This is a genomic window from Psychrobacillus sp. FSL K6-1464, from assembly GCF_038003145.1.
Taxonomy (GTDB): domain Bacteria; phylum Bacillota; class Bacilli; order Bacillales_A; family Planococcaceae; genus Psychrobacillus; species Psychrobacillus psychrotolerans.
Genome location: NZ_JBBOOP010000001.1, coordinates 1,014,678 through 1,036,871, shown reverse-complemented (window position 1 = coordinate 1,036,871; position 22,194 = coordinate 1,014,678). Strand labels below are relative to the sequence as shown.

General features: G+C 35.3%; 21 protein-coding genes, 1 pseudogene and 1 other annotated feature. Of the genes and pseudogenes, 6 read left to right on the top strand and 16 right to left on the bottom strand.

Annotation, left to right across the window (positions count from 1 at the left end; translation table 11 throughout):
- Nucleotides 1-33 precede the first annotated feature (33 nt).
- The 5 genes from mgtE to MKX39_RS04875 form a co-directional block, all read right to left on the bottom strand.
- Nucleotides 34-1,419 (bottom strand): magnesium transporter, encoded by a 1,386-nt coding sequence (gene mgtE / locus MKX39_RS04895; RefSeq protein WP_340768607.1) that lies wholly within the window; start codon nt 1,417-1,419, stop codon nt 34-36.
- Nucleotides 1,420-1,762: 343 nt separating this feature from the next.
- Nucleotides 1,763-2,674 (bottom strand): RluA family pseudouridine synthase, encoded by a 912-nt coding sequence (locus MKX39_RS04890; RefSeq protein ID WP_340768606.1) that lies wholly within the window; start codon nt 2,672-2,674, stop codon nt 1,763-1,765.
- The gene (locus MKX39_RS04885) at nt 2,671-3,477 is read right to left on the bottom strand and encodes an NAD kinase (protein WP_340761781.1); all 807 of its coding nucleotides are present in this window, start codon (nt 3,475-3,477) and stop codon (nt 2,671-2,673) included. The genes MKX39_RS04890 and MKX39_RS04885 overlap by 4 nt, the downstream gene beginning before the upstream one ends.
- A gap of 3 nt (nt 3,478-3,480) precedes the next feature.
- Nucleotides 3,481-4,155, bottom strand: coding sequence for a GTP pyrophosphokinase (locus tag MKX39_RS04880; protein WP_093535578.1), 675 nt, complete (start codon nt 4,153-4,155; stop codon nt 3,481-3,483).
- Nucleotides 4,156-4,187: 32 nt separating this feature from the next.
- The gene (locus tag MKX39_RS04875; protein WP_340768604.1) at nt 4,188-4,571 is read right to left on the bottom strand and encodes a UPF0738 family protein; all 384 of its coding nucleotides are present in this window, start codon (nt 4,569-4,571) and stop codon (nt 4,188-4,190) included.
- A gap of 98 nt (nt 4,572-4,669) precedes the next feature.
- On the opposite strand from MKX39_RS04875, the gene MKX39_RS04870 reads away from it, so the two are divergent.
- The 4 genes from MKX39_RS04870 (at nt 4,670) to MKX39_RS04855 (ending at nt 7,361) form a co-directional block, all read left to right on the top strand.
- A complete protein-coding gene (locus MKX39_RS04870) occupies nt 4,670-5,245 on the top strand; it encodes a CYTH domain-containing protein (protein ID WP_340768603.1) in 576 nt (191 codons plus the stop codon).
- A gap of 5 nt (nt 5,246-5,250) precedes the next feature.
- The gene (locus MKX39_RS04865) at nt 5,251-5,901 is read left to right on the top strand and encodes a lytic transglycosylase domain-containing protein (RefSeq protein WP_340761778.1); all 651 of its coding nucleotides are present in this window, start codon (nt 5,251-5,253) and stop codon (nt 5,899-5,901) included.
- Between the two features lie 249 nt (nt 5,902-6,150).
- Complete coding sequence (locus MKX39_RS04860) at nt 6,151-6,549, top strand: globin domain-containing protein (protein ID WP_093535583.1); 399 nt, start codon at nt 6,151-6,153, stop codon at nt 6,547-6,549.
- Complete coding sequence (locus tag MKX39_RS04855) at nt 6,546-7,361, top strand: ClpXP adapter SpxH family protein (RefSeq protein ID WP_245762631.1); 816 nt, start codon at nt 6,546-6,548, stop codon at nt 7,359-7,361. Before MKX39_RS04860 ends, MKX39_RS04855 begins: the two co-directional genes overlap by 4 nt.
- A 486-nt stretch (nt 7,362-7,847) precedes the next feature.
- Here the strand turns inward: MKX39_RS04855 and pepF are convergent, their stop codons facing one another.
- The 11 genes and pseudogenes from pepF to MKX39_RS04805 form a co-directional block, all read right to left on the bottom strand.
- Nucleotides 7,848-9,668 (bottom strand): oligoendopeptidase F, encoded by a 1,821-nt coding sequence (gene pepF / locus MKX39_RS04850; RefSeq protein ID WP_340768602.1) that lies wholly within the window; start codon nt 9,666-9,668, stop codon nt 7,848-7,850.
- 62 nt (nt 9,669-9,730) lie between these two features.
- The gene (locus MKX39_RS04845; RefSeq protein ID WP_340768601.1) at nt 9,731-10,093 is read right to left on the bottom strand and encodes a hypothetical protein; all 363 of its coding nucleotides are present in this window, start codon (nt 10,091-10,093) and stop codon (nt 9,731-9,733) included.
- Nucleotides 10,094-10,225: 132 nt separating this feature from the next.
- Nucleotides 10,226-10,882 (bottom strand): annotated as a pseudogene (locus tag MKX39_RS22310) (competence protein CoiA); the annotation flags it as partial.
- 123 nt (nt 10,883-11,005) lie between these two features.
- A complete protein-coding gene (gene mecA, locus MKX39_RS04840) occupies nt 11,006-11,674 on the bottom strand; it encodes an adaptor protein MecA (protein ID WP_093535589.1) in 669 nt (222 codons plus the stop codon).
- Nucleotides 11,675-11,898: 224 nt separating this feature from the next.
- The gene (gene spxA, locus MKX39_RS04835; RefSeq protein ID WP_175453953.1) at nt 11,899-12,294 is read right to left on the bottom strand and encodes a transcriptional regulator SpxA; all 396 of its coding nucleotides are present in this window, start codon (nt 12,292-12,294) and stop codon (nt 11,899-11,901) included.
- A 392-nt stretch (nt 12,295-12,686) separates the two neighbouring features.
- Nucleotides 12,687-13,895 (bottom strand): putative glycoside hydrolase, encoded by a 1,209-nt coding sequence (locus MKX39_RS04830; RefSeq protein ID WP_340768599.1) that lies wholly within the window; start codon nt 13,893-13,895, stop codon nt 12,687-12,689.
- A gap of 424 nt (nt 13,896-14,319) precedes the next feature.
- On the bottom strand, nt 14,320-15,261 hold the full coding sequence (locus MKX39_RS04825) for an ABC transporter ATP-binding protein (protein WP_340761775.1): 942 nt from the start codon (nt 15,259-15,261) through the stop codon (nt 14,320-14,322).
- Nucleotides 15,261-16,325 carry an ABC transporter ATP-binding protein gene (locus tag MKX39_RS04820; protein WP_093535595.1) on the bottom strand — a complete coding sequence of 355 codons (1,065 nt, stop codon included), beginning with the start codon at nt 16,323-16,325 and terminating at the stop codon, nt 15,261-15,263. Before MKX39_RS04820 ends, MKX39_RS04825 begins: the two co-directional genes overlap by 1 nt.
- Before the next feature lie 15 nt (nt 16,326-16,340).
- Nucleotides 16,341-17,360 carry an oligopeptide ABC transporter permease gene (opp3C, locus tag MKX39_RS04815; protein ID WP_093535597.1) on the bottom strand — a complete coding sequence of 340 codons (1,020 nt, stop codon included), beginning with the start codon at nt 17,358-17,360 and terminating at the stop codon, nt 16,341-16,343.
- Nucleotides 17,360-18,292 carry an oligopeptide ABC transporter permease gene (opp3b, locus tag MKX39_RS04810; protein WP_093535599.1) on the bottom strand — a complete coding sequence of 311 codons (933 nt, stop codon included), beginning with the start codon at nt 18,290-18,292 and terminating at the stop codon, nt 17,360-17,362. Before opp3b ends, opp3C begins: the two co-directional genes overlap by 1 nt.
- Nucleotides 18,293-18,489: 197 nt before the next feature.
- Complete coding sequence (locus tag MKX39_RS04805; RefSeq protein WP_340768597.1) at nt 18,490-20,202, bottom strand: peptide ABC transporter substrate-binding protein; 1,713 nt, start codon at nt 20,200-20,202, stop codon at nt 18,490-18,492.
- 237 nt (nt 20,203-20,439) lie between these two features.
- Here MKX39_RS04805 and MKX39_RS04800 point away from each other — a divergent pair, with 237 nt between their 5' ends.
- Nucleotides 20,440-20,784 (top strand): DUF3899 domain-containing protein, encoded by a 345-nt coding sequence (locus MKX39_RS04800; RefSeq protein ID WP_340768596.1) that lies wholly within the window; start codon nt 20,440-20,442, stop codon nt 20,782-20,784.
- A 53-nt stretch (nt 20,785-20,837) separates the two neighbouring features.
- Nucleotides 20,838-21,053 (top strand) — a binding site (T-box leader).
- A 53-nt stretch (nt 21,054-21,106) separates the two neighbouring features.
- Nucleotides 21,107-22,099, top strand: a complete 993-nt coding sequence (gene trpS, locus MKX39_RS04795) for a tryptophan--tRNA ligase (RefSeq protein ID WP_340761769.1) — start codon at nt 21,107-21,109, stop codon at nt 22,097-22,099.
- The last annotated feature ends 95 nt before the right edge of the window (nt 22,100-22,194 follow it).

The following is a 22,194-nucleotide window of genomic DNA, read 5'->3' as shown; positions in this document are numbered from 1 at the left end:
TACTTTATGCAATTTTAAAAAATATGATACAAACTACAATGATGAAATAAATAAAGTGGCCAATCCAAGGTAAATTAAAATACTCACGACATCATTTACTGTTGTGATAAATGGTCCCGATGCGACTGCGGGATCTATTTTCATTCGATGCATCAATAAAGGAATAAAAGAACCTCCCAAAGTAGCAACAAAAATCGAACCAAAGATCGATGAACCAACCAAAATACCAATTAGCAAATCATGTTTCCAAAAAAATACTACTCCGACCACAAGCAAACCACAAATGAGACCGGTAATCAGTCCAGTGCCAGCTTCCCTAAAAAGTAATTTCGTCTTACTTTCTTCTTCTATATCTCCTGTTGCAATACCACGAACTGCAACGGCTAGAGCTTGAGTCCCACTATTACCAGCCATACCAGCGATTAGGGGAATGAATACAGCAAGAAGTGCAACTTTATCTAGTGTCTGTTCAAAAATACTCATTAGATTAGCAGTGAGCATTCCTAGGAATAACAAAATAATAAGCCAAGGCAGTCTTTTTCTAGCAGCTTGTAATGGTCCTTTATCAAAGGTGTCCATATTGGATACACCAGCAAGTTTCGAGTAATCATCTGATGCTTCTTCGTCTAATACATCTAAAATATCATCGACCGTTACAATTCCCAGTAAATGATTTTTAAAATCTACTACTGGAACAGCTAGGAAATCATAGTCTTTGATCATTCTTGCTACTTCTTCTTGGTCAACACTTACTAAAACACTTACTACGCGATCATTCATAATATCCTTTATCAATGTATCTTCATCTGCAATGATTAAATCACGCAGTGAAATAACACCGGATAGTTTATGATCATCGTCCACCACAAATAAATAATAAATGGTTTCTGCTTCAGGTGCAGCGCTACGCAAAATAGTCATTGCTGAGCGACATGTTGAATTTTCTGGAATGACTACATATTCTGTTGTCATGATGGACCCAGCTGTATATTCCTCATAATGCAAGAGGTCCTTAATTTCTTTTGCAGATTCCTTATCCATAATGTTTAAATAACTAGCAACCTTATCTTTACCTAACTCATTTAGAACATCTACTGCATTATCTGTAAACATAAAGGAAAGCATATCTGCAGCATATGTAATATCCATTTCCTGCATAAACAAATCATATTGCTCGCCATCAAATTTTGTTGCTTCAAATAGTTCAGCTATTTCTTTAGGAGAAAGGTAATGATAAATTTTCATACGTACATCTGGCTCCACCTTTTCAAAAAATATGGACTGATCATACGGATGTAGTTGCATAAATTCTTCTCTAAACTGTTCCATTGATTCATTCAATAGAAATTCAATTAAGATAGATTCCTCTAAGGGCTCTTGGGTGATTTCATCTTTCACACTTTCTCCTCCTCTCTGCATTTTGCTTATTTATTGTATGAAGTAAGCACTAAATAAGCAATGTTAATATTCCCTAGGAAATAATTTAATAAAAAATTTAGGTTATCTTTTAACTAAATCAACAATATGAAACACACAAAATAACTTAATATTATAACCTATAATTCGTATTTGTTTAATGACCTTCGCTGATTGGAGCGTAAGGCTGCGATTCCCATGTTAAAACCGCCCTGTGGACGAAGTGACAGGGAATGACGTGTCCGTCTGGATTAGAAACCGATGAGGTTGGTTTGGCTACCATTAACTTTTTATAAATACGAACTCAATTACTAAAAATATGAAATCCCACCATTCTTCCTGTCACTTAGGAATAATTAGTGGGAATCAGCGCTTTCATATCTTCTGGAAATGGAGCAACTAAGTGCATACGCTCTTTTGTAAATGGGTGTATCAATTTTAGTTCTTTTGCATGAAGTGCTTGCCTACTTATGATTTGGAGTTCACCACCATATAGATCATCTCCGATTAATGGATGACCAATAGACATCATATGTACTCGAATCTGATGTGTACGACCAGTATGTAAATATAATCGTACATGCGTAAGTTTTTTTCCGTCGATTTCAAAACGAGATAATACGTGACCAGTGGTTTTAGCCTGTTTACCATTGTCATCGATAATACGTTCAATAATACTACCATTTTTTCTACCAATAGGAGCATCAATAACTAATTCATCTTGTTCAATATGACCGTGAACGAAAGCCTCATAAGCACGTGATATTTGGCCTAATTGTTGCATTTCACTTAATAAATGATGTGCGTGACGATGCTTAGCCACACAAATGATACCAGAAGTATCCTTATCAAGCCTAGTTACAATATGTACTGTAGAAGACAGTCCACTTTTCTCCAAATATCCAGCTATATAATTGGCCATTGTTCCGATGGGATGTTCGCGAGATGGAATTGTGCTTATGCCGGCAACTTTTGTAAGAATGAGAAGATGGTCATCCTCCATCAAAATTGGAAAGTCGACTTGCTGAGGTATTAATCCCAAACTCTTTTTCTCAGGTGGAAATGTAATTTTGACCGAATCCCCTATATCTAACTTATGGCGTACGGTCTTCTCCACTCCATTAACCGTAATTAGCCCACCTTCGTATTTAATACTAGTCAGTGCTTTTTTCGAAATACCGTATTGCCGAATTGCATCCCGAAGTAATTGTTCCGACTCATTTACTCGAAATTCTAAATGGATTAAATCTTCTTTCATATTTCTAAATCACTATCGATAAAGGAAGAATGTACTCTATGCCAAAAAGGAAATGATCTAAACCGAGCGAAACGAACTTTTTCATCTGCTACTCGATACTTAATAGATTGAACATCTTTGTGTAATAACTGAAGATGGTCTACAGTCACCATGAAATCCGGTCCTTTCACAGGCTTTAGTAAACATGAGTGATGTTTCGGTAAGACCAGTGATGAACCAACTGTTCGGAAGACCCTGTTATTAATAGATGCAATTTCCGCAAGTTGAATAGCTTCTAACGAAGGATGCACGATGGCCCCTCCAAGTGCTTTGTTATATGCCGTACTCCCGGATGGAGTAGACATACATAAACCATCTCCTCTGAATCGCTCAAAATGATCTCCGTTCAGTTCCACATCCATTACTAATGTAACATCAGGTGATTTTACAGTAGACTCATTTAATGCTAAATAGACCGAACTGTCTTCCCCATGTTTATAATTGATCGTTACTTCAAGTAAAGGATATTCTATTACTTCAAATTCTTTTTTAGCGATGCTAATAACAAGTTTTTCAATCTCTTCTGGTTTCCAGTCCGCATAAAATCCTAGATGCCCTGTATGAAGTCCGACAAAAGCAACAGAAGGGGTTAAATGTTTATATTTATGAAATGCATGTAATAATGTGCCGTCCCCACCAATGGATAAGACGATATCCGGATTTTCTTCATCAATAACGAGTCCAAAATCTACTAGATACGTTTTGGCACTTTCCATTAATTCATTCGATAAATCATCATTTCGGGACAATATAAAAAATTTCATAATTCATGTTCCCTCTCTTTCGTTTTTGGATTCCAGGAGATTTGGATGAGAAAGTTCCTTATTTTCACTAAAGTATTTTTGTGCTTCTTGAATTTCTCCACGGATTAAAGACATTTCTTCATCTAACCGAAATGCTGCTTCTGCCGCATATTGAAGTCTTTTTTTAATTTCTTCTGGAAAGATTCCTTTATATTTGTAATTCAATGAATGCTCGATAGATGCCCAAAAATTCATCGCTAATGTACGTATTTGAATTTCAGCGAGAATATTTATCTCCCCGTGAATTGTTTGAACTGGATATTCAATAATCATATGATAGGATCTATACCCACTTTGTTTCTTGTGGGAAATATAATCGCGCTCTTCTACTATTCTTATGTCATTTCTAGCGCGCAACAGAACTACGACAGTTTCTATATCATCTACAAATTGACACATCATCCGTAAACCAGCAATATCTGGTATTTCTTGCGCTAACGTATCAGAAGGCTCAAATAAGATTCCTTTTTCAAGTGATTTATCATATATACTTGCCAACGGTTTGACACGACCAGTTACAAATTCGATAGGTGAATTTGTATTATCTCTTTCAAACTGCGCGCGCATTCCTTTTAGTTTTACTTTTAACTCTGACACAGCTTGCTTGTACGGCTCTAAAAAGCGATCCCATTGCCCCATAAGCTTGTCCTCCACTTCCAATGACCTTAGTTCTATGGTTGTAAAATTTCACTAAATGCTTCTTCCACTGCTCTGGAGAAATCTGCACCGTAATTGTCATTACCTTCTATATTGAAAATTAGCATGTTCAGTTCCTCTTTAAAGCCCTGTAAGATCAATTCTTTGTCACCGATTTGCAACGATGGATCTTTTACAGCTTTTAAGGTGTTTACAAGTAATGGCCAAACTTCTTGACCAAACTTTAAGTAATGATATCCTATTTCATCTTCTAAGAGATAAATAAAAGCCATAGAGTCTGAATCAGTAATCATTTGACCCGCTGCTTTTAGTTGAGGATTATTAGGTAATACTTCTAGCGTAAAGCGTATATCATTTTCTAATTGAACACCACTAAGCACATTATAAGTAATAGGCAAAATAAATCGTTCCTTTCTGTCTATGCTTCCACTATTTTAACATATTGAATCTCTTTGAAAAGCGCATATAATAGAAATAATAGGAAAGGTCGTGTAATATGCAATCCGAAAAAGAAATAGAGTTTAAAAATTTATTAACAAAACAAGAATTTGAATGCTTTGTATCCTTTTTTCAAATAGATCAAAAGGACTTTCACACCCAAACAAATTATTACTTTGATACACAAAATAACTTTTTCAAGGACAATCGGATGGGCTTTCGCTTGCGCGTATTAACAAATAAAAATGAACTTACTCTTAAACGACCGATAGAAGAACATGTGATGGAAGAAAATACAGTAGAAGTGTCTGATTTTGAAAGGGATGCTATTATCAATCAATCCACTTTCCCTTCTATTCCCTTTCTACAGCAATTTAATCTTGCCACTCCTTTACTCTGTATCGGAAGCTTACAAACAAATCGTGTCGAAATGTCCTATAAAAACGGGACTCTTTTTTTAGATCACTCCATTTATAGTCAAACAGAGGATTATGAGGTAGAATATGAGAGTAGTGATGTAAAATATGGAAAAAAAGTGTTTCTTGAATTGTTGGAAGCACATAATATTCCATTTCGACACACTGATAAGAAAATTGCTCGCCTAGTAAAATATAACAATATGTTGAAAGGTTGATCCCTTTGGATATTCAATCCTTAAAAGTTTTAATGGAAATAAATGCAATGCAAACTTTAGGTAGTGTGCAAAGCTCTCAAAATGACTCTTCCAATCCTTCCTTATTTTCTGATATGTTAGGACAAGTTTTACAAGCTAGTACAGGGAGTCAGACAAATGAAGATATTTCTTCATTATTATATAGTGGAAAATCCCCTGTATTTGTTCCATCTAGTGTAAACTCTGCACAGAGTGGTCTAGCGAATTTAATCTCTTCTTATTCACCCCCTACTACAAATGGGACAGACTATGATGAAATTATTAAACGAGCTGCAGAAAAGTACAATGTTCCAGAAAAACTGATTTCTTCTATTATTAAACAAGAGTCTAACTTTAACCCCTCTGCTACTAGTTCTGCTGGTGCTTCCGGATTGATGCAATTAATGCCAGGTACGGCTAAGTATTTAGGCGTTACTAATTCATTAGATCCTGAACAAAATATAATGGGTGGGGCAAAATATATAAGTCAAATGCTTACTAAATTTGATGGCAATATTGAAACAGCGCTTGCTGCATACAATGCAGGACCAGGAGCAGTAAAAAAATACGATGGTATTCCACCATATAAAGAAACACAAAATTACGTACAAAAAGTGATGAATAACTTCCATGCATAACCGAAACATTAACAACCTATTAATATTAGTAGGTTGTTTTTTTTATGCCATTCCCTTTGGTAAAGGAAGAAGATAAAATAATATATTTGTCCTATCAAAAGGGATTAAAAGGCTTATTTTCATTAGATTTTTCGTTAGTTGTCTATACTAAAATTCGACTACCGTTTACTATGAGATAATCTAATTGTTTGAGATATTTAGGTTTCGTTGATAGAATGAATATAGTGCTAGAGCAAAGGGGTAAAGAAAATGACACAACAGCCTATACTTCCTTACGATGAAATCGGAGCAGAAAAATTACATCTGCTCGTGGATACGTTTTACGGCAATGTAGCAAAGCATCCACTGCTTATACCGATTTTCCCTAATGATTTATCGGAAACAGCAAGAAAACAAAAACAATTTTTAACTCAATATTTAGGTGGACCTAATTTATATACAGAAGAACACGGACATCCGATGATGAAAATGCGACATAATCCATTCCCGATCACTCCTGAAAGAGCACAAGCATGGCTTTCCTGTATGAGAGATGCGATGGATACAGTAGGATTAGAAGGGAAGTCTCGGGATACATTTTATCGCCGCTTAGAACTTACAGCCAACCACATGGTCAATCAAACGAGTCATGAGGAGGAGAAAACGTGACAAGAATACAAATTCCGTCTGATACGTGCACATCCCCAGTAGTAAACAAGCCGCTTGAAATGTATGTTTTTTTGGACCCACTTTGTCCAACTTGTTGGGATATGCAACCTACCCTACGGAAATTGCAAGTAGAGTATGGCCAGTACTTTACTGTACGCACTGTATTAAGTACTAAACTGAATAAGTTAAATACAGTTTGTAACTTTCCCAATGCCGATTTGAGTAATGATCCATTCAGTATTTCTAAAATAGAACATTCAGTTTTCCCTTCAATTGCTGTAAAAGCAGCTGAATTCCAAGGGAAAAAAGCTGCTTTACGGTTTTTCATAAAAATACAAGAATATTTGTTTTTGAAGACTAAAAATGTTACATCCTTTTCTGTTTTACAGGAAATAGCAGAAGAAGTTAAACTCGATGTTGATGAATTTACACGAGACTTTATTTCCAATGAATGTGCTAGGTCCTTCCAAAGCGACTTATCCATTACTTGTGAAATGGAAGTCGACTCTTTTCCAAGTATTGTATTCTTTAATGAAAATATCGAAGATGAAGGCTTAAAAGTTTCCGGAAATTATCCTTACGAGATATATGTACAAATTCTACAAGAAATGTTAAATAAAGAGCCTGAAATACAAGACCCTCCGTTGCTTGAAAAGCTTTTTGATCGATTCCATTCTTTAACTACAAGTGAGATTGCAAGCTATTATAATATTTCTAATCAATTAGCAGAACGTGAGCTTAAAAAACTTCTATTATTGCAAAAGGTTGAAAGACTACTCTTACCAAATACCGTATTATGGCGGTTAAAATAAATAAACAACGGCCTATCTTTTATAAGATAGGCCGTTGTTTATTGTCATAATACAGAAAACACCCTCTCCTCCTACCGAGGAAAGGGTGTTTTCATTTACAAAGGGGATGGGAGAAATGTTCACGTTCAAACAAAGGGGTGTATGTTATCTTGTGATTTATTTCACACTCTTACTTTACCACGCCATATTATATAATACAATATATTAGCTTATCTTTTCACAAATTCGTCATACATCATAGGACGTCTTACCTCTATCCCTAACATATTATCAGCGCACTACTGAGAACGATAAAGCTGACACTATATTAAAACCTATTTTCCGTTGGTGAATTACACTGGACGGCTCATCCGTATGATTGCCGAGTTTCTTTTTAGATGTTTCATCGCATTTTACATCACTACGACCAGCATCTCTTTTTCAGGTAATTTGGTGCTTACGGTATATTTCCACAAAAAAAGCTTGGCATTAAGCCAAGCCTTGTTGTTATTCTCCTAAAAGTAGTTGTTCTAATTCATTTAATTTTTCTTCAAATACGCGACACGCTTCTTCAATAGGAGCAGCAGTGTTCATGTCTACGCCAGCTTTTTTCAATACTTCGATTGGATAATCCGAACATCCTGCTTTTAGGAACTCGTTAATATAACGGTCTACAGCCGGCTTACCTTCCGTCAAAATTTGGTTACTTAAAGCAGTTGCAGCGCTTAAACCAGTCGCATATTGGTATACATAGTAGTTGTAATAGAAATGAGGAATTCTAGCCCATTCCAATCCTATTTGTTCGTCAATTACAATATCATCCCCAAAGTACTTTTGATTTAACTTATAATATTCTTCTGTCAGTTTATCTGCTGTTAAAGCTTCACCATCTTGATCCAATTGATGAATAATATGTTCAAACTCCGCAAACATAGTTTGACGGAAAACAGTTCCACGGAACCCTTCTAACCAGTGATTTAATAAGTAAATACGTTTCTTTGGATCATCAATCGTTTTTAGTAGATAATCATTCAATAATGCTTCGTTACATGTAGAAGCTACCTCTGCCACGAATATAGAATAATCTCCGTAAACATAAGGCTGATTAGCTCTAGTATAATAACTATGAATACTATGGCCAAATTCATGTGCAAGCGTAAAAAGGTTGTTAACGTTGTTTTGCCAGTTCATCAGTATATATGGGTTCGTACCATAAGTTCCTGACGAATAAGCGCCAGATCGTTTACCTTTCGTTTCTACTACATCAACCCAACGATTTTCAAGTCCTTGCTTGACAATAGACACGTACTCTTCACCTAGAGGTTCAAAGCTTTTAAGCATCGCATCACTCGCCTCTTCATATGTGTATTCCATATCCAATTCTTTCACTAATGGGGTGTATAAATCCCACATATGCACTTCATCTAAGCCTAATACTTTTTTTCTTAGAGCTACATATCGATGAAGTAAATGAACATTTTTATTGACTGTATTGACTAAGTTGTCATATACACTCTCCGGAATATGATTGTTAGACATAGCAGCTTCACGTGCCGATTTATAGTTACGAATTTTAGAGTTAACATTGTCTCCTTTAATATTCCCTGTAAGCGTTGAAGCAAATGTGTTTCGGAATTTTCCATACGTATCATACATCGCCTTAAAAGCATCTTCACGTACACGCGGATCTTCACTTTCTAAGAAACGTGAGTATCTGCCATGGGTTAGTTGGACATCATTGCCATCTTCATCTTTGATAAATGGAAATTCTAAATCTGCATTATTTAGTTTACCAAAGGTATCAGCTGATGCACCTGCAACTTCCGAAAACTGTGCCAATAATGCTTCCTGTTCTTTTGGAAGTACATGAGGGCGCTCTTTATTAATCTCTTCAAGTAATTGTTTATAAACTTGTAAATCCTTGTTTTTAGCTAAATAACTAGCAATTACAGTCTCATCGACGGAAAGAATTTCTGGCACTAAAAACGATAGCACAGTAGACACTTTCACATACAATGATTTTATACGGCTATCCATCGCCTGATATGTGCTATTTGCAGTATCTTGGTCCGTTCTCATATGTGCGAATGTATATAGTTTACGCAATCTTGAAGTAATTTCATCACGGTAAGTCAACACTTCTAACAGAGCGTCAGCACCATTGCTGATTGTTCCCTGATAAGAAGATGCCTTCTCTGACAATTTCGCTACCTCTAGATATTCTTTTTCCCATTCATCATTTGAAGCAAAAATATCTTCTAATTTCCAAGTTAAATTTTCTGCTACTTCGTCACGAGTCAATATTTTATTTTTTGTATCTGTAGTCAAACTAAACTCCCCCTCTTACTGTTTCGAATTTCGAATCATCTTCTATTTTCTCAATATTCAAATCAATTTGCAAGGAATTCACTGTATAACAATCGTTTCATTAAATAATAATTCATTTTACTATTATATATTGCATCTTCAGTAGAAATTAGACAGCGTTGAAGCGTATTAAGATAGTTTTTTACTGCTTTTATATGGTCTGTGGAATGTTGGGATGATATCTTTCTATCTAATAGAAAAGTTTCACAATTTTGATAGTCTGCTTGTGGAATGGATATACCTAGTTGATGTAAATAATCTATAAACTGAATTTGCCATTCAATCGCATGGGTAGGAAAAATAACAGCTAGTTTAGTTGGAATACCTATAAAAAAAGGTACTTTCTTGGGATGCATTCGCCATCTATAGCATATTTGGAGGAACAAGGATTGGACTCCTTTTCTATTAAAAAAGTATAGATTGTCTAAATGCTTGGAGCGCTGGTGCTTGTATAAGCATAAGTATTTTTGAAACTCTTCCCATGAATTCTTTTTTAGTATGGCAAAGGGCCAGGACTGCTCTTCCAAGGATAGCTTCTTAACTTTAACAATATAATTATTAGCCTTTACATGCATTGGATTTGAAATATAATGAAAATACTTTGTTCGAGGGCAATAGGTGAGTATTGCTTTTCCATTTGGGGTCGTATAAAAGAACTGTTGCCGGAAGGAGGATAGCTTCATAGTGCCTATCTCATGGATTGGAAAGTCGGAACTTCTCGGTGTCCGCAAGATCCATAGAGGAATAATTTGCTTAGTTATATAGCCATTTGTACGCTCCTGAATTGTGGTAACGGGGATTTGACTACACTGGAATTCTATTGCAAATTTGGATACATTGCTTTGAACATATAGGTCGGGTCTTTGATGAAGAAAAGGTAGGTAAGCTTCTAATTCTACGTATGATGAATGTTTCTGCAAAAACTCATATAAATCCAATTTACCATTTAAATGGTCCTCGCTTTCTCCTTCTGAAAAAGCCTGATTGCAGGAAATATTCCGAGTATGAGCAAAATGTGGGATTTTTATTGGTCCATTTTTCAAAATAACTTGTTCGCTACATTGAGCGCAGGAGAAGGTATTGCTCGTTTTTAAAACATTTAAAAAGGTTCGAGAATGTTGTGCAGGTATGATTATTTCTCCATCTCTTGTTACAGCTGATAATATTGGTATCACCTCCAAATACCAATATACAAATTTTCAGAAAATAATGCAACTACTTTAAACAAAAGTATTAGCCCATATCCAGAAAGATTCTATAAAGAAGCAATCAAAAAAACCTTCTATAAATAGAAGGTTTTAAAAATGTTTATTTAATTCGTCTAGAACTCCACTGGAAATTATTTCTTTCCCATACTCTTGAATTATATGAATGGTTGTCTTTGAATTATTTGCAAACTCTGAAACAACACTTAATGTATTAAGTACCAATTCAAATTCGGTTTCATCAAAATCAAAAACGATATGCAAATAATACTTCTCTTCATAAAAATACAAAGAAGTCTGTAAATCTGCCTCATCTAATTTTTTTGCTAGACCAATTACATCCTCAAAGCTTTCAAAAACAAATGTATAATCCGTTGGAATTTCATCTAATTCATCCATATAACTTGAAAAATCATCAAACTCATGTGGACCGATAGAACTTGATACCCCATTTTTAAATATTTTACTAGATATATCATCAGCATCTGAATTATTCCCTAAACGCTCATCTTGTTTTGTTAATTCCGTTCTTGTAACAATCACTTCCAAACCTTTTTCCATCGCATGAACTTGAATCCATAAAGGACCATCTAATTCTTCAAAATGATCATCATCATGAACCTCATCCATCATTTCCCAAAAAAGCTGCTCGCTCTTATCCTTATTGAACCAGATTTCATCTCGGCTGAAGCCTCTTTCTTCAATGTCGATGTATGAAATGTATACTTTGAAAGTGTTATCATTGATACGCTCGATATCCATTTAACACATCTCCTTTCGCTTCTTACCGTCTCAAATGTGTAGTGTCTATTACTATTGTATGTCGTTTATAAAAAAAAGAAAAGGATTCCTGCTTAACTTTTAAAATTATTAATCAAACTACATGGATTGTAGAAAAATTTAGCCTTGAATGCAAGTGGAAGAAAAAAAGAAAAGCCAATTATTTTTCAAAAAGTACTTTGAAAAACAATTAGCTTAATATTACACTAGTTAACTAGACGTTGTGCTTCAAGTAATTGATAAGCACGTACTTTTCTAGGTAAGAATCTACGAATTTCATCTTCATTGTAACCAACTTGTAGACGCTTTTCATCTAAAATAATTGGTCGACGTAGCAAGCCAGGATGTTCTTGAATTAGTTCGTAAAGACGTTGTAACGGGAGACTTTCTAAATCAACATTCAGCTTTTGAAATATTTTAGATCGTGTTGATATAATTTCATCTGTTCCGTCTTCTGTCATACGAAGGATTTCTTTTATTTCACTTATACTAAGTGGTTCTGAAAAAATATTACGTTCTTTATATGCAATCTCATGCTCTTCTAACCACGCTTTTGCTTTTCTACAAGAAGTACAACTTGGTGAAGTGAATAAAGTTACCATCATTTTAAAAAACACGTCCCTTCAAATGTCTGTGTTATATAAAGTAGATTATAATTAATTTAATGTAGTTATATACTTTCTTTAGTATACACCACTTTTAATTTTTTTAAAATACGTTTTAATGAAAAATTTAACTAGGAAAAATTACTGTCACAATTTCGTGTTACTTATTAGGTAATCCTTATATAGAATGAATCATTTTTAGTTATATACTAATTATTACCCACCATTTCAAGAACTTAAACATCTCCAACATAAAATACTATTTTCTCAATTAGTGATACTTAATGAAAATAACTGTTATACTTAATAGTACGTTTTAAATGCAAAAAGGTTTCAAAAAAGAAAAAAGTAGAATGATAATATCATTCTACTTTCTTGTTATTCTATGCCTAAGGAGTATAATCTACGCCTTTAGTATACTTATTGCCTGCATTCCATAATAAATATTCTTTAATCCCAGCTTCGCTTAATGCCTTAATCTGGGCCTCTACTTCCTCTTTACCATATTGTTGATAATTCCCCGCCCCTAAATACGAAGCAGTAAAATCTTGTAGCCATGGACGTGAGACAGGCGGGTTTTGCAGCTCTGCCAGTTTAGCATTTTCAACCTTCGCATATTCTTGTACTAATCTATATGGCTCTAAATCTGGTTTTGCAATTCCAAAGTAAGAGGTCCAATGACTTGGGTAAATCATGGAAGAAATTACGTCCACATTTTCAGATATTTTACTAAAATTTTGACCGATTCCCGGTGCCTCTGGTAATGTAGCTGAATATCCAAAAATATCAACCGATAGTTGAGCACCATATGGTTTAAGCTTTTCTTTTGCATAAGCTACAAAATCGGTAACTGCCGAAACCCTACGTTGAACAAAATCTAGGTCTGACTTTTCATATTCACCCATTGAGTATTTTAACGTGTTTTCTCTCTTCTCAAAACCTTCTGGAAAACGAACATAGTCAAATTGAATTTCCTTAAAGCCCATTTTAGCTGCCTCAATTGCTATTTCCACATTATAATCCCATACCTCTTTCATAAAAGGATTAACAAATGCTTCCCCACGTCCATTTTTCCAGACTGATGTACCATCTACAAATGACCATTCAGGCTTTCTCTCCGCAAGCTCTGTATCTTTAAAGATAACGATACGCGCTATCGGGTAAATTTTCTTTTCTTCCATGGTTTTCAACATTTTTTGCGGATCTTTTATGTATGGTTTCCCAATATCGTATTTTGCTAATGCTGAATCTTCTTTGGGGATGTATGTAAGGTTTCCAAAATCATCTTTAATATCAACAACCATTGCGTTTAAATCTGTTATGTCCATTAAATTCACTAGATCATTAAAACGTTCTCCACCTGCTGAATGCCCTGTTACATATACACCTCTTACCGCATCTGGATATTCAAATGTCAAACCAGAATCATATGTGAATAATTTAGATGCAGATACAAGAGTTTCGTCTATTGCTTGAAAGCTAAATTCTTTAGTAGAAAATTCTTTTGAAAATAAATTTGTTTCCGCACTAACCGCACCAGGTATAAATACTGTCATTGCTATCGATGTCGAAGCTATTGCTCTTAGATACTTTTTCATATTTTAAAAATCCCTCTCCTATAAGTCACTCTATTCTAACAAGTTCAAACTATGAAAGAAAGTGCCATTAGACCAAAAATAAATAGAGTGCGAGAATTTCATATTTACCTTGTATGTATACCCATAAAAATACGATTAAATCAATTTATGATATAAAATGCACTTCGGACAGAATAAATTAGTCAGCTAATACTTGAAGAGGTGAACCACATCGTTTGTCCACTAAAATACTTTCCGCTGACGTTTTCTCGGCCCTATGGAAGATACCACACTACACTCCAGTCAATCTAGTAAGTAATACTTCAAGGAAGGGTTTATCGCTTAGGTGTGAGTATTTTCATATCATTTACTTGGTATCCAGTGCAGTACCTTATATACATTCTTTCAAAAAAAGCGACCATTCGTATGAATGGTCGCTGATTTATTATACTTGTGAACCTGAAATAGCTTGTAAAGTGGCAAGCTCTTTTGTTGAACAATATACAAAATGTCCAGGCGTTACTTCGCGCATTGCTATCTCTTCCCCATCTTGATAATTATGAGAAGCAGGATCGTATGATTTACGCACACGAGTACGCTCATAATTTGGATCTGGAAGTGGTATAGCTGACAATAGTGACTGTGTATATGGATGCATTGGATTTTTATATAAATCCTCTGCAGAAGCTAGTTCTACTAACTTACCAAAATACATAACACCGATTCGATCGGAAATATACTTAACCATTGATAAATCATGGGCGATAAACAAATACGTTAAGCCTTTTTCTTCTTGTAATTCTTTTAGTAAGTTAACTACTTGTGCTTGAATAGAAACGTCTAATGCCGAGATTGGCTCATCGGCAATGATGAATTCTGGATTAACAGCTAGTGCTCTCGCAATACCTAGACGTTGTCTTTGTCCACCAGAAAACTCATGTGCATAACGGTCAGCGTGCTCACGGTTCAACCCTACAGTTTCTAATAATTCCACAACACGTTCTTTACGTTCTTTTGGATTTTTAACAAGTCCATGAATGTCTAAACCTTCCGCAATAATATCCAGTACTTTCATACGCGGATTTAGCGAAGCATAAGGATCTTGGAAGATCATTTGCATTTTACGGTTAAATGATTTTAAATCTTTTTTCGACTTTTTATCATGAACGTTAATACCATCATAAATTACTTGTCCATCTGTTGCTTCGTAAAGGCGTATAATTGTTCGACCTGTTGTGGATTTACCACAGCCAGATTCCCCTACTAGTCCAAGTGTTTCCCCTTTATATATATCGAAACTGATATCGTCTACCGCACGAACTTCATTAGGCTTACCTTGATTGAAATACTGCTTAAGATTTTTAATTTCTAGTAATTTTTCAGCCATTAGTAAGTCCCTCCTTCCGTTCCTTCATAATAGCGGCTGCCTGGGAACTTTTTCATACGTTCTACAATTGCTAGTGGAGGCTCAACTTGTGGAGCATCCGGATGTAACAACCATGTAGCAGCTGAGTGCGTATCACTTACTTTAAAAAATGGTGGTGCTTCTTCTAAGTCTATTTTCAAAGCATAATCACTACGTAGTGCAAATGCATCACCTTTAGGTGGATACAATAAATCAGGAGGTGTTCCTGGAATTGCATATAATTTTTCATCAGCACTATCTAATGAAGGCATTGAACTTAGTAAGCCCCATGTATAAGGGTGTTGAGGGTTATAGAATATTTCATCTACGGTCCCAATCTCAACTATTTTACCACCATACATAACAGCTACTCTATCCGCAACATTTGCCACGACCCCAAGATCATGTGTAATGAAGATGATAGATGTATCTATTTTCTTTTGAAGGTCTTTCATTAACTCTAAAATTTGTGCTTGAATCGTTACATCTAATGCAGTAGTTGGCTCATCCGCAATAAGAATCTGTGGATTACATGCTAGCGCAATAGCAATAACAATACGTTGACGTTGACCACCAGAGAATTGGTGAGGATATTGCTTAATACGCGCCTCAGGTTTCGGCATACCAACTAAACGCAATAAGTCTATTGCTACTTTACGTGCTTCAGCTTTCCCAATTTTTTGGTGTTTCAAAATTGGTTCCATAATCTGGTTGCCGATAGTCATTGTAGGATTCAAAGAAGTCATTGGATCTTGGAAAATCATTGAAATATCTTTTCCACGAATCTTTTGCATCTCTTTATCTGATAACTTAGTTAAATCTTTTCCGTTAAATAAGATTTGACCATTTTTAAATTCTGAACTAGATTCAGGTAACAAACGCATAATTGCTTTTGTTGTAACTGATTTACCAGAGCCAGACTCTCCTACTATTGCCAGTGTTTCCCCTTTTTTTAAGTCGAAGTTAACGCCACGAATGGCCTTTACTTCACCAGCAAATGTATGGAAGGAAAGCTCTAGGTTTTTAACTTCTAATATCTTTTCCATATTCGCTTTCCTCCTTTAGTCTTTCATCTTCGGATCGAGTGCGTCACGTAGTCCATCACCTAGTAAGTTGAATGCAATCATTAGTAAACTAATAATAATCGATGGGTACAATAGAATATGTGGTTGGAACTTAATTAATTTATATCCATCGTTTATTAGTGTCCCAAGTGATGCATCAGGTGGTTGTAAACCTAGTCCAATGAAGCTTAAAAAGGCTTCAAAGAAAATGGCAGTTGGAATAGTGAACATTGTATTAATGATAATAATACCTAATATATTAGGTAAAATATGTTTAGTAATAATTCTACTATCTGTAGCACCCAATGTGCGTGAAGCTAATACAAATTCTTGATTTTTGAATTTTAATACTTGACCACGCACTATACGGGACATACCAATCCATCCGGTTATAGTAATAGCAATAATAATAGCCGTTATTCCTGGGTCCATAAAGCTAAGCATGAGAATAACAATTACAAGTGTTGGAATTCCGTATAGAATTTCTACAATACGTTGCATAATATCATCAACACGACCACCATAGTATCCAGAAATACCGCCGTATGCAACTCCGATTACCATATCGATTAATGCTGCCACAAAAGCGATAAATAAGGAGATTTGAGTACCTTCCCAAACACGAGAGAACATATCACGGCCAAGACCGTCTGTACCAAACCAATAATAAGTATCAACCTTTTTCATCTCATATAAGTCTACTTCTTTACCTGCAAGAGTTCCTACACCATTCATTATTCCAAGCTTTTCAATACCCGGAACTTTTGGTGGTAAATTAGCGTGTGTGATAGTTTGTGTTTCCGAGTCATGTGGACTAATCATAGGTCCGACAAAAGCCATGATGATTATGAATGCCAAAATGAACATACTAACTATAGCCGCTTTGTTCTTGCGTATACGAAGCCAAGCATCCTGCCAGAAACTCAAACTTGGTTTTGATATACGCTCCGCATGACTAGAATCAATTTCAATTCTTTCAAAAGAAGATGCAGGTGGTTTTTGTAAGTCGTGTTTCATTAATCTTTACCTCCTGACAAACGAATACGTGGATCGATAATGCCATAAAGCACATCTACTAAGAATATTACGACAATTAAGAATGCAGAGAAGAATAATGTAGTTCCCATAATTATAGAGAAGTCATTAGACATAATGGATTTAACAAATTGCTCTCCGATACCCGGAATTGCAAAGATTTGTTCAATAACTAGAGATCCAGTTAATAATCCTGCTGCAAGTGGTCCTAAAACTGTAACTAGCGGGATCAATGCATTTCGGAAAGCATGCTTAAATGCAATTTCAAAACCGTTGGCCCCTTTAGATTTTGCTAGAGTAATATAATCCGAACTTAAAACTTCAATCATTTCCGTTCGTATAAATCGAGAAGCTGTTGCAAGTGGTCCCATTGCTAAAGCAATAGATGGGAGTACGCTGGACATCCAGCCATCCTTCCACAATGCCACCGGGAATAGTTCCCATTGAACTGCCAACCAATATTGAAGGAAAGTTGCAAAAACGAAAGATGGAATAGATATACCGATGATAGCCACGAATGTACTACCGTAATCCCAAATAGTATTTTGCCTTAATGCTGCAATCATGCCCAATAGTATACCGAGAGTCACACCAAGAACTAAACCTTGAGTACCCAGTATCAGAGATGGTCCTAGTCGATCTATTATTAAATCTGTAACGCTGGCATTCTTAAATTGGAATGAATTTCCTAAATCACCTTGCGCTAGATTCAGCATATACTTAGCATACTGTACTGGAATCGGTTGATCTAATCCATATTTCGCTTCAACTACCGCAAGTTGTGTAGGGGATAGTTTTGAAGCAGAGCTAATCGGGGATCCTGGAAGCGCCTTCATTAAAAAAAATGTTGCCGTCGCAATCAGGAAAAACGTAATAAACATATAAAAAATACGACGAGTAATGTATTTTGTCATCTTTGCACCTCCAACAAACAATATTTTTTTGACATTAACATGCTACTAATATATTAAACATTTAATGTGGATAGTTGTCAAAACTAAAATATAATATTAAATATTTTGTGAATTCTGATTCATTTAAAAAGAGAGTACATGATCCATTAGGAACCATATACTCTCTAGCTATGAGATTTTAAAAATTATTAATAAGCTTATTTACCTTCAATATATGCCCATTTGTAACTATAATCTCCACCGAATGGGTGAGCAATTATACCTTTTACATATGGTTTTTGAAGGAACATTAATCCACGTTGGTAGATTGGTCCAACTGCAAATTCTTCATCAACGATCATTTTTTCAGCTTTAGCCATTGCTTCCCAACGAGCTTCAGTATCTAGAGCCAATGAACCATTGATATCTTGTAATAATTGATCGTATTCAGGATTTGAGAATGACATTTGGTTGTTACCGCCATCAGTTTCCCATAGGCTTAAGAATGTGAATGGGTCTTGATAATCTGGTCCCCATCCTGCAACTTGAATATCATAGTCTTGGTTTGTATCAAGATCTAAACGAACATTAAATGGAACTTCTTTAAGAGTAATAGACAATCCTGGTAAATTACCTTCTAATTGAGATTTGAAGTATTCATCCATTTTTTTAGAAAGTTCAGTGTCTCCACCTAGAATTTCTATCGAAAGTTCAGTAACTCCTAGTTCTGATAAACCTTTTTCCCATGCAGCTTTTGCTTCATCTACATTGAATACAGCCATGTCTCCGTTAACGTCACGGAAGTCTTTTCCATCTTCATCAAACACGAAATCTGAAGGAATGAATGAATAAGCAGCTGTCGAACCATTTGCTAATACAACAGAAGCTAAATCTTCTTTGTTGAATGCTTTACTAATTGCTTCACGAATATTTACGTTAGCAAGTGGAGTTTTTTCTCCATTACGTTCTTGGTTATATTTGAAATAGAATACTGAAGTTTCTAATTCATTTACTAACTCTGGATCAGCAGCATATTGCATTGCATATTCTCCAGATAGTCCAGCACGGTCTTTTTCACCATTTGTATATAAGTTAACTGCTGTTGCAGTTTCTTTTATAACATCATAATTAATTTCAGTAAGCTTTACAGTTTCTTTATCCCAGTACTCTTCATTTTTAAGTAGTTGCCAAGATAAACCTGTTCCGTCCCATTTAGCAAGTGTAAACGGTCCGTTGTATAAAAGTGATTCAGAGTTTTTCGCGTAGTTTTCACCTTGCGTAGTAACGAATGCTTCACTTTGTGGTAAGAATGTTCCAAATGACATTAGTGATAAGAAGTAAGGAATTGGTTTTTCAAGAGAAACTTCTAAAGTTTTTTCATCAAGTGCTTTAACACCTAACTCAGTGTATTCCATTTCGCCATTAGAAATTGCAGTAGCGTTTTTGATGACACCAGCCATCATATATGGACCATATTCAGATGCAGTATCTGGGTTCATAGCACGCTTCCATGAATATTCAAAGTCATTAGCAGTTACTGGAGTACCATCAGACCAGTTAGAATCACGTAATGTGAAAGTATAAACTAATCCATCTTCAGAAACTTTGGGTTCCCCATCAGAGATTGCAGGAACAGCAATGTTTTCTTGATTCAAACGGTATAAACCTTCGTTTACGTTGTTAAGTAGATCAAAACCAACTGCGTCAGTTACTAGAGCTGAATCCATTGTTGGAATTTCAGCAGTCATGATCAAGTTAAGAACTTGTTCCTCGTCTGCTGCTACTTCTGTTTCTTCAGTTGTTGCGTCTTTATCGTCTGTGTCTGTAGTTGTATCATCTTTAGTTTCCTTATCATCGCCACCACATGCAGCTAGGAATAAAGCAACAACTAACAGTAGGCTTAAAAGCCATACAAGCTTGCTATTCTTCAAATAAATAACCTCCTTAAATATTCAGAAAAATTCATTACATTTATTATTATACATTTTCTTTCTAGCTTGTACAGGTTTTTTTTTTATATTTTTACAATAGTGTAACAATATCATTACATTGTCCTAACAATTGTGAATCTTTGGAAAAGAAATTGCTTTTTTTTGGCAATTTAAATAATCAATTTTTTGCATATTTTCTGTGTCTATTTTATAATTTAAAAATGATAGAGGTGAAATATGAAAAAAAGATTGATTTACTTTCTTAGTTGTCAGGTAATAATTGTTACATTAATGCTTGCAGTTAATAAGACAATCCAACTCGTACCTTATATAAATATGTCCTTTTTTGTCGGCGGTACAATTACATTTATAGGGTTAATGACTTATGTCGTTTCAGGAGGTTTTTTTGATTTTTTTACGGAAAGTACACGTAAAGTATTTACTCCTAAACATATGAAAAATGATGTAAGCCAGATGCGATTACCATCAGAAGTATTTTCTTTTCCACATAAACCGATTATCGCATTAGGACTATCGAGTTTGTTTTGTATGTGTATCGCTTTGTTCATCTATTATAGCTAATTAAGATCCCTTGATTTTTGTGTTTCTTCTATATATAATAATCAAAACTAAATAATTTAGCTTTGAAGAAGAAAAGTACATTTACTGACGTATGCTAAGAGAGTCTGTGGTCGCTGTGAACAGATCATACGGTAGATGGAATGGGCTTCTGAGCAGTATATGTGAAAGTAAAGTAGCATATACCGTCCCGTTCACGTTACGAAACAAGAGTGGCTAATTATTTTAGCAAGCTGGGTGGTACCACGGATTTAACATCATTCGTCCCTTTTATAGGGATGCGTGATGTTTTTTTTATTTTTCAATACAAAAGGAGATAGTAAAAATGAAGAAGATCTTTTCAGGCGTACAACCAACAGGAATTATCACACTAGGGAATTACATTGGTGCCTTCCGACAATTCACAGCATTACAACATGATTATGATTGTGTGTTTTGTATTGTAGATCAGCACGCTATTACAATTGCGCAGGACCCGAAAGAACTAAGTGATCATATTCGCTCATTAGCAGCATTATATATTGCTGTCGGTATTGATCCGGAGAAGTCCACATTATTTATACAGTCTGAAGTTCCTGCTCACACACAAGCTGGCTGGATTATGCAATGTATTTCTTATATCGGTGAATTGGAAAGAATGACTCAATTCAAAGATAAATCTACTGGTAAAGATGCGGTTTCAGCAGCATTGTTAACTTATCCACCATTGATGGCAGCGGATATACTTTTATACCAAACAGATATTGTACCTGTTGGTGATGATCAAACTCAACATGTCGAGTTAACAAGAGACTTAGCTGAAAGATTCAACAAACGCTATGGTGAAGTATTGACAGTTCCGCAAATTCAATTACCCAAAAATGGAGCTCGTATTAAATCCTTACAAGACCCACTGAAGAAAATGAGTAAATCAGATTCCAATCTAAAAGCTACGATACGACTTTTGGATAGTCCAAAGGAAATTGAAAAGAAAATTAAAAGCTCTGTTACAGATTCTGAAGGTATCGTTGCTTTCGATCCTGAAAACAAACCCGGAGTTTCTAATCTCTTAACAATTGAATCCGCTTTAACAGACGTATCCATCCCAACACTTGTACAAAAATATGAAGGCAAGGGATATGGAGATTTCAAAGCCTCCGTGGCCGAAGTCATTATTGCGCATTTAACCCCTATTCAACAAAGATATGAGCAGTTGCTCAATTCTACTGAGCTGGATGAAATTTTAGACTTAGGAGCAGAGAAAGCCCAGGCTCTTGCAAATGAAACTTTAGTTAAGATGGAAGCTGCAATGGGTCTCGGAAGAAGACGACTAAAGTAATTGCTAGTATAGACACACATAAAAGTATAAAATCCGTCGACACCATCATATACATGAGGACGGATCTCCAAGAGTAGCCTAGCGATAAAAAGTTC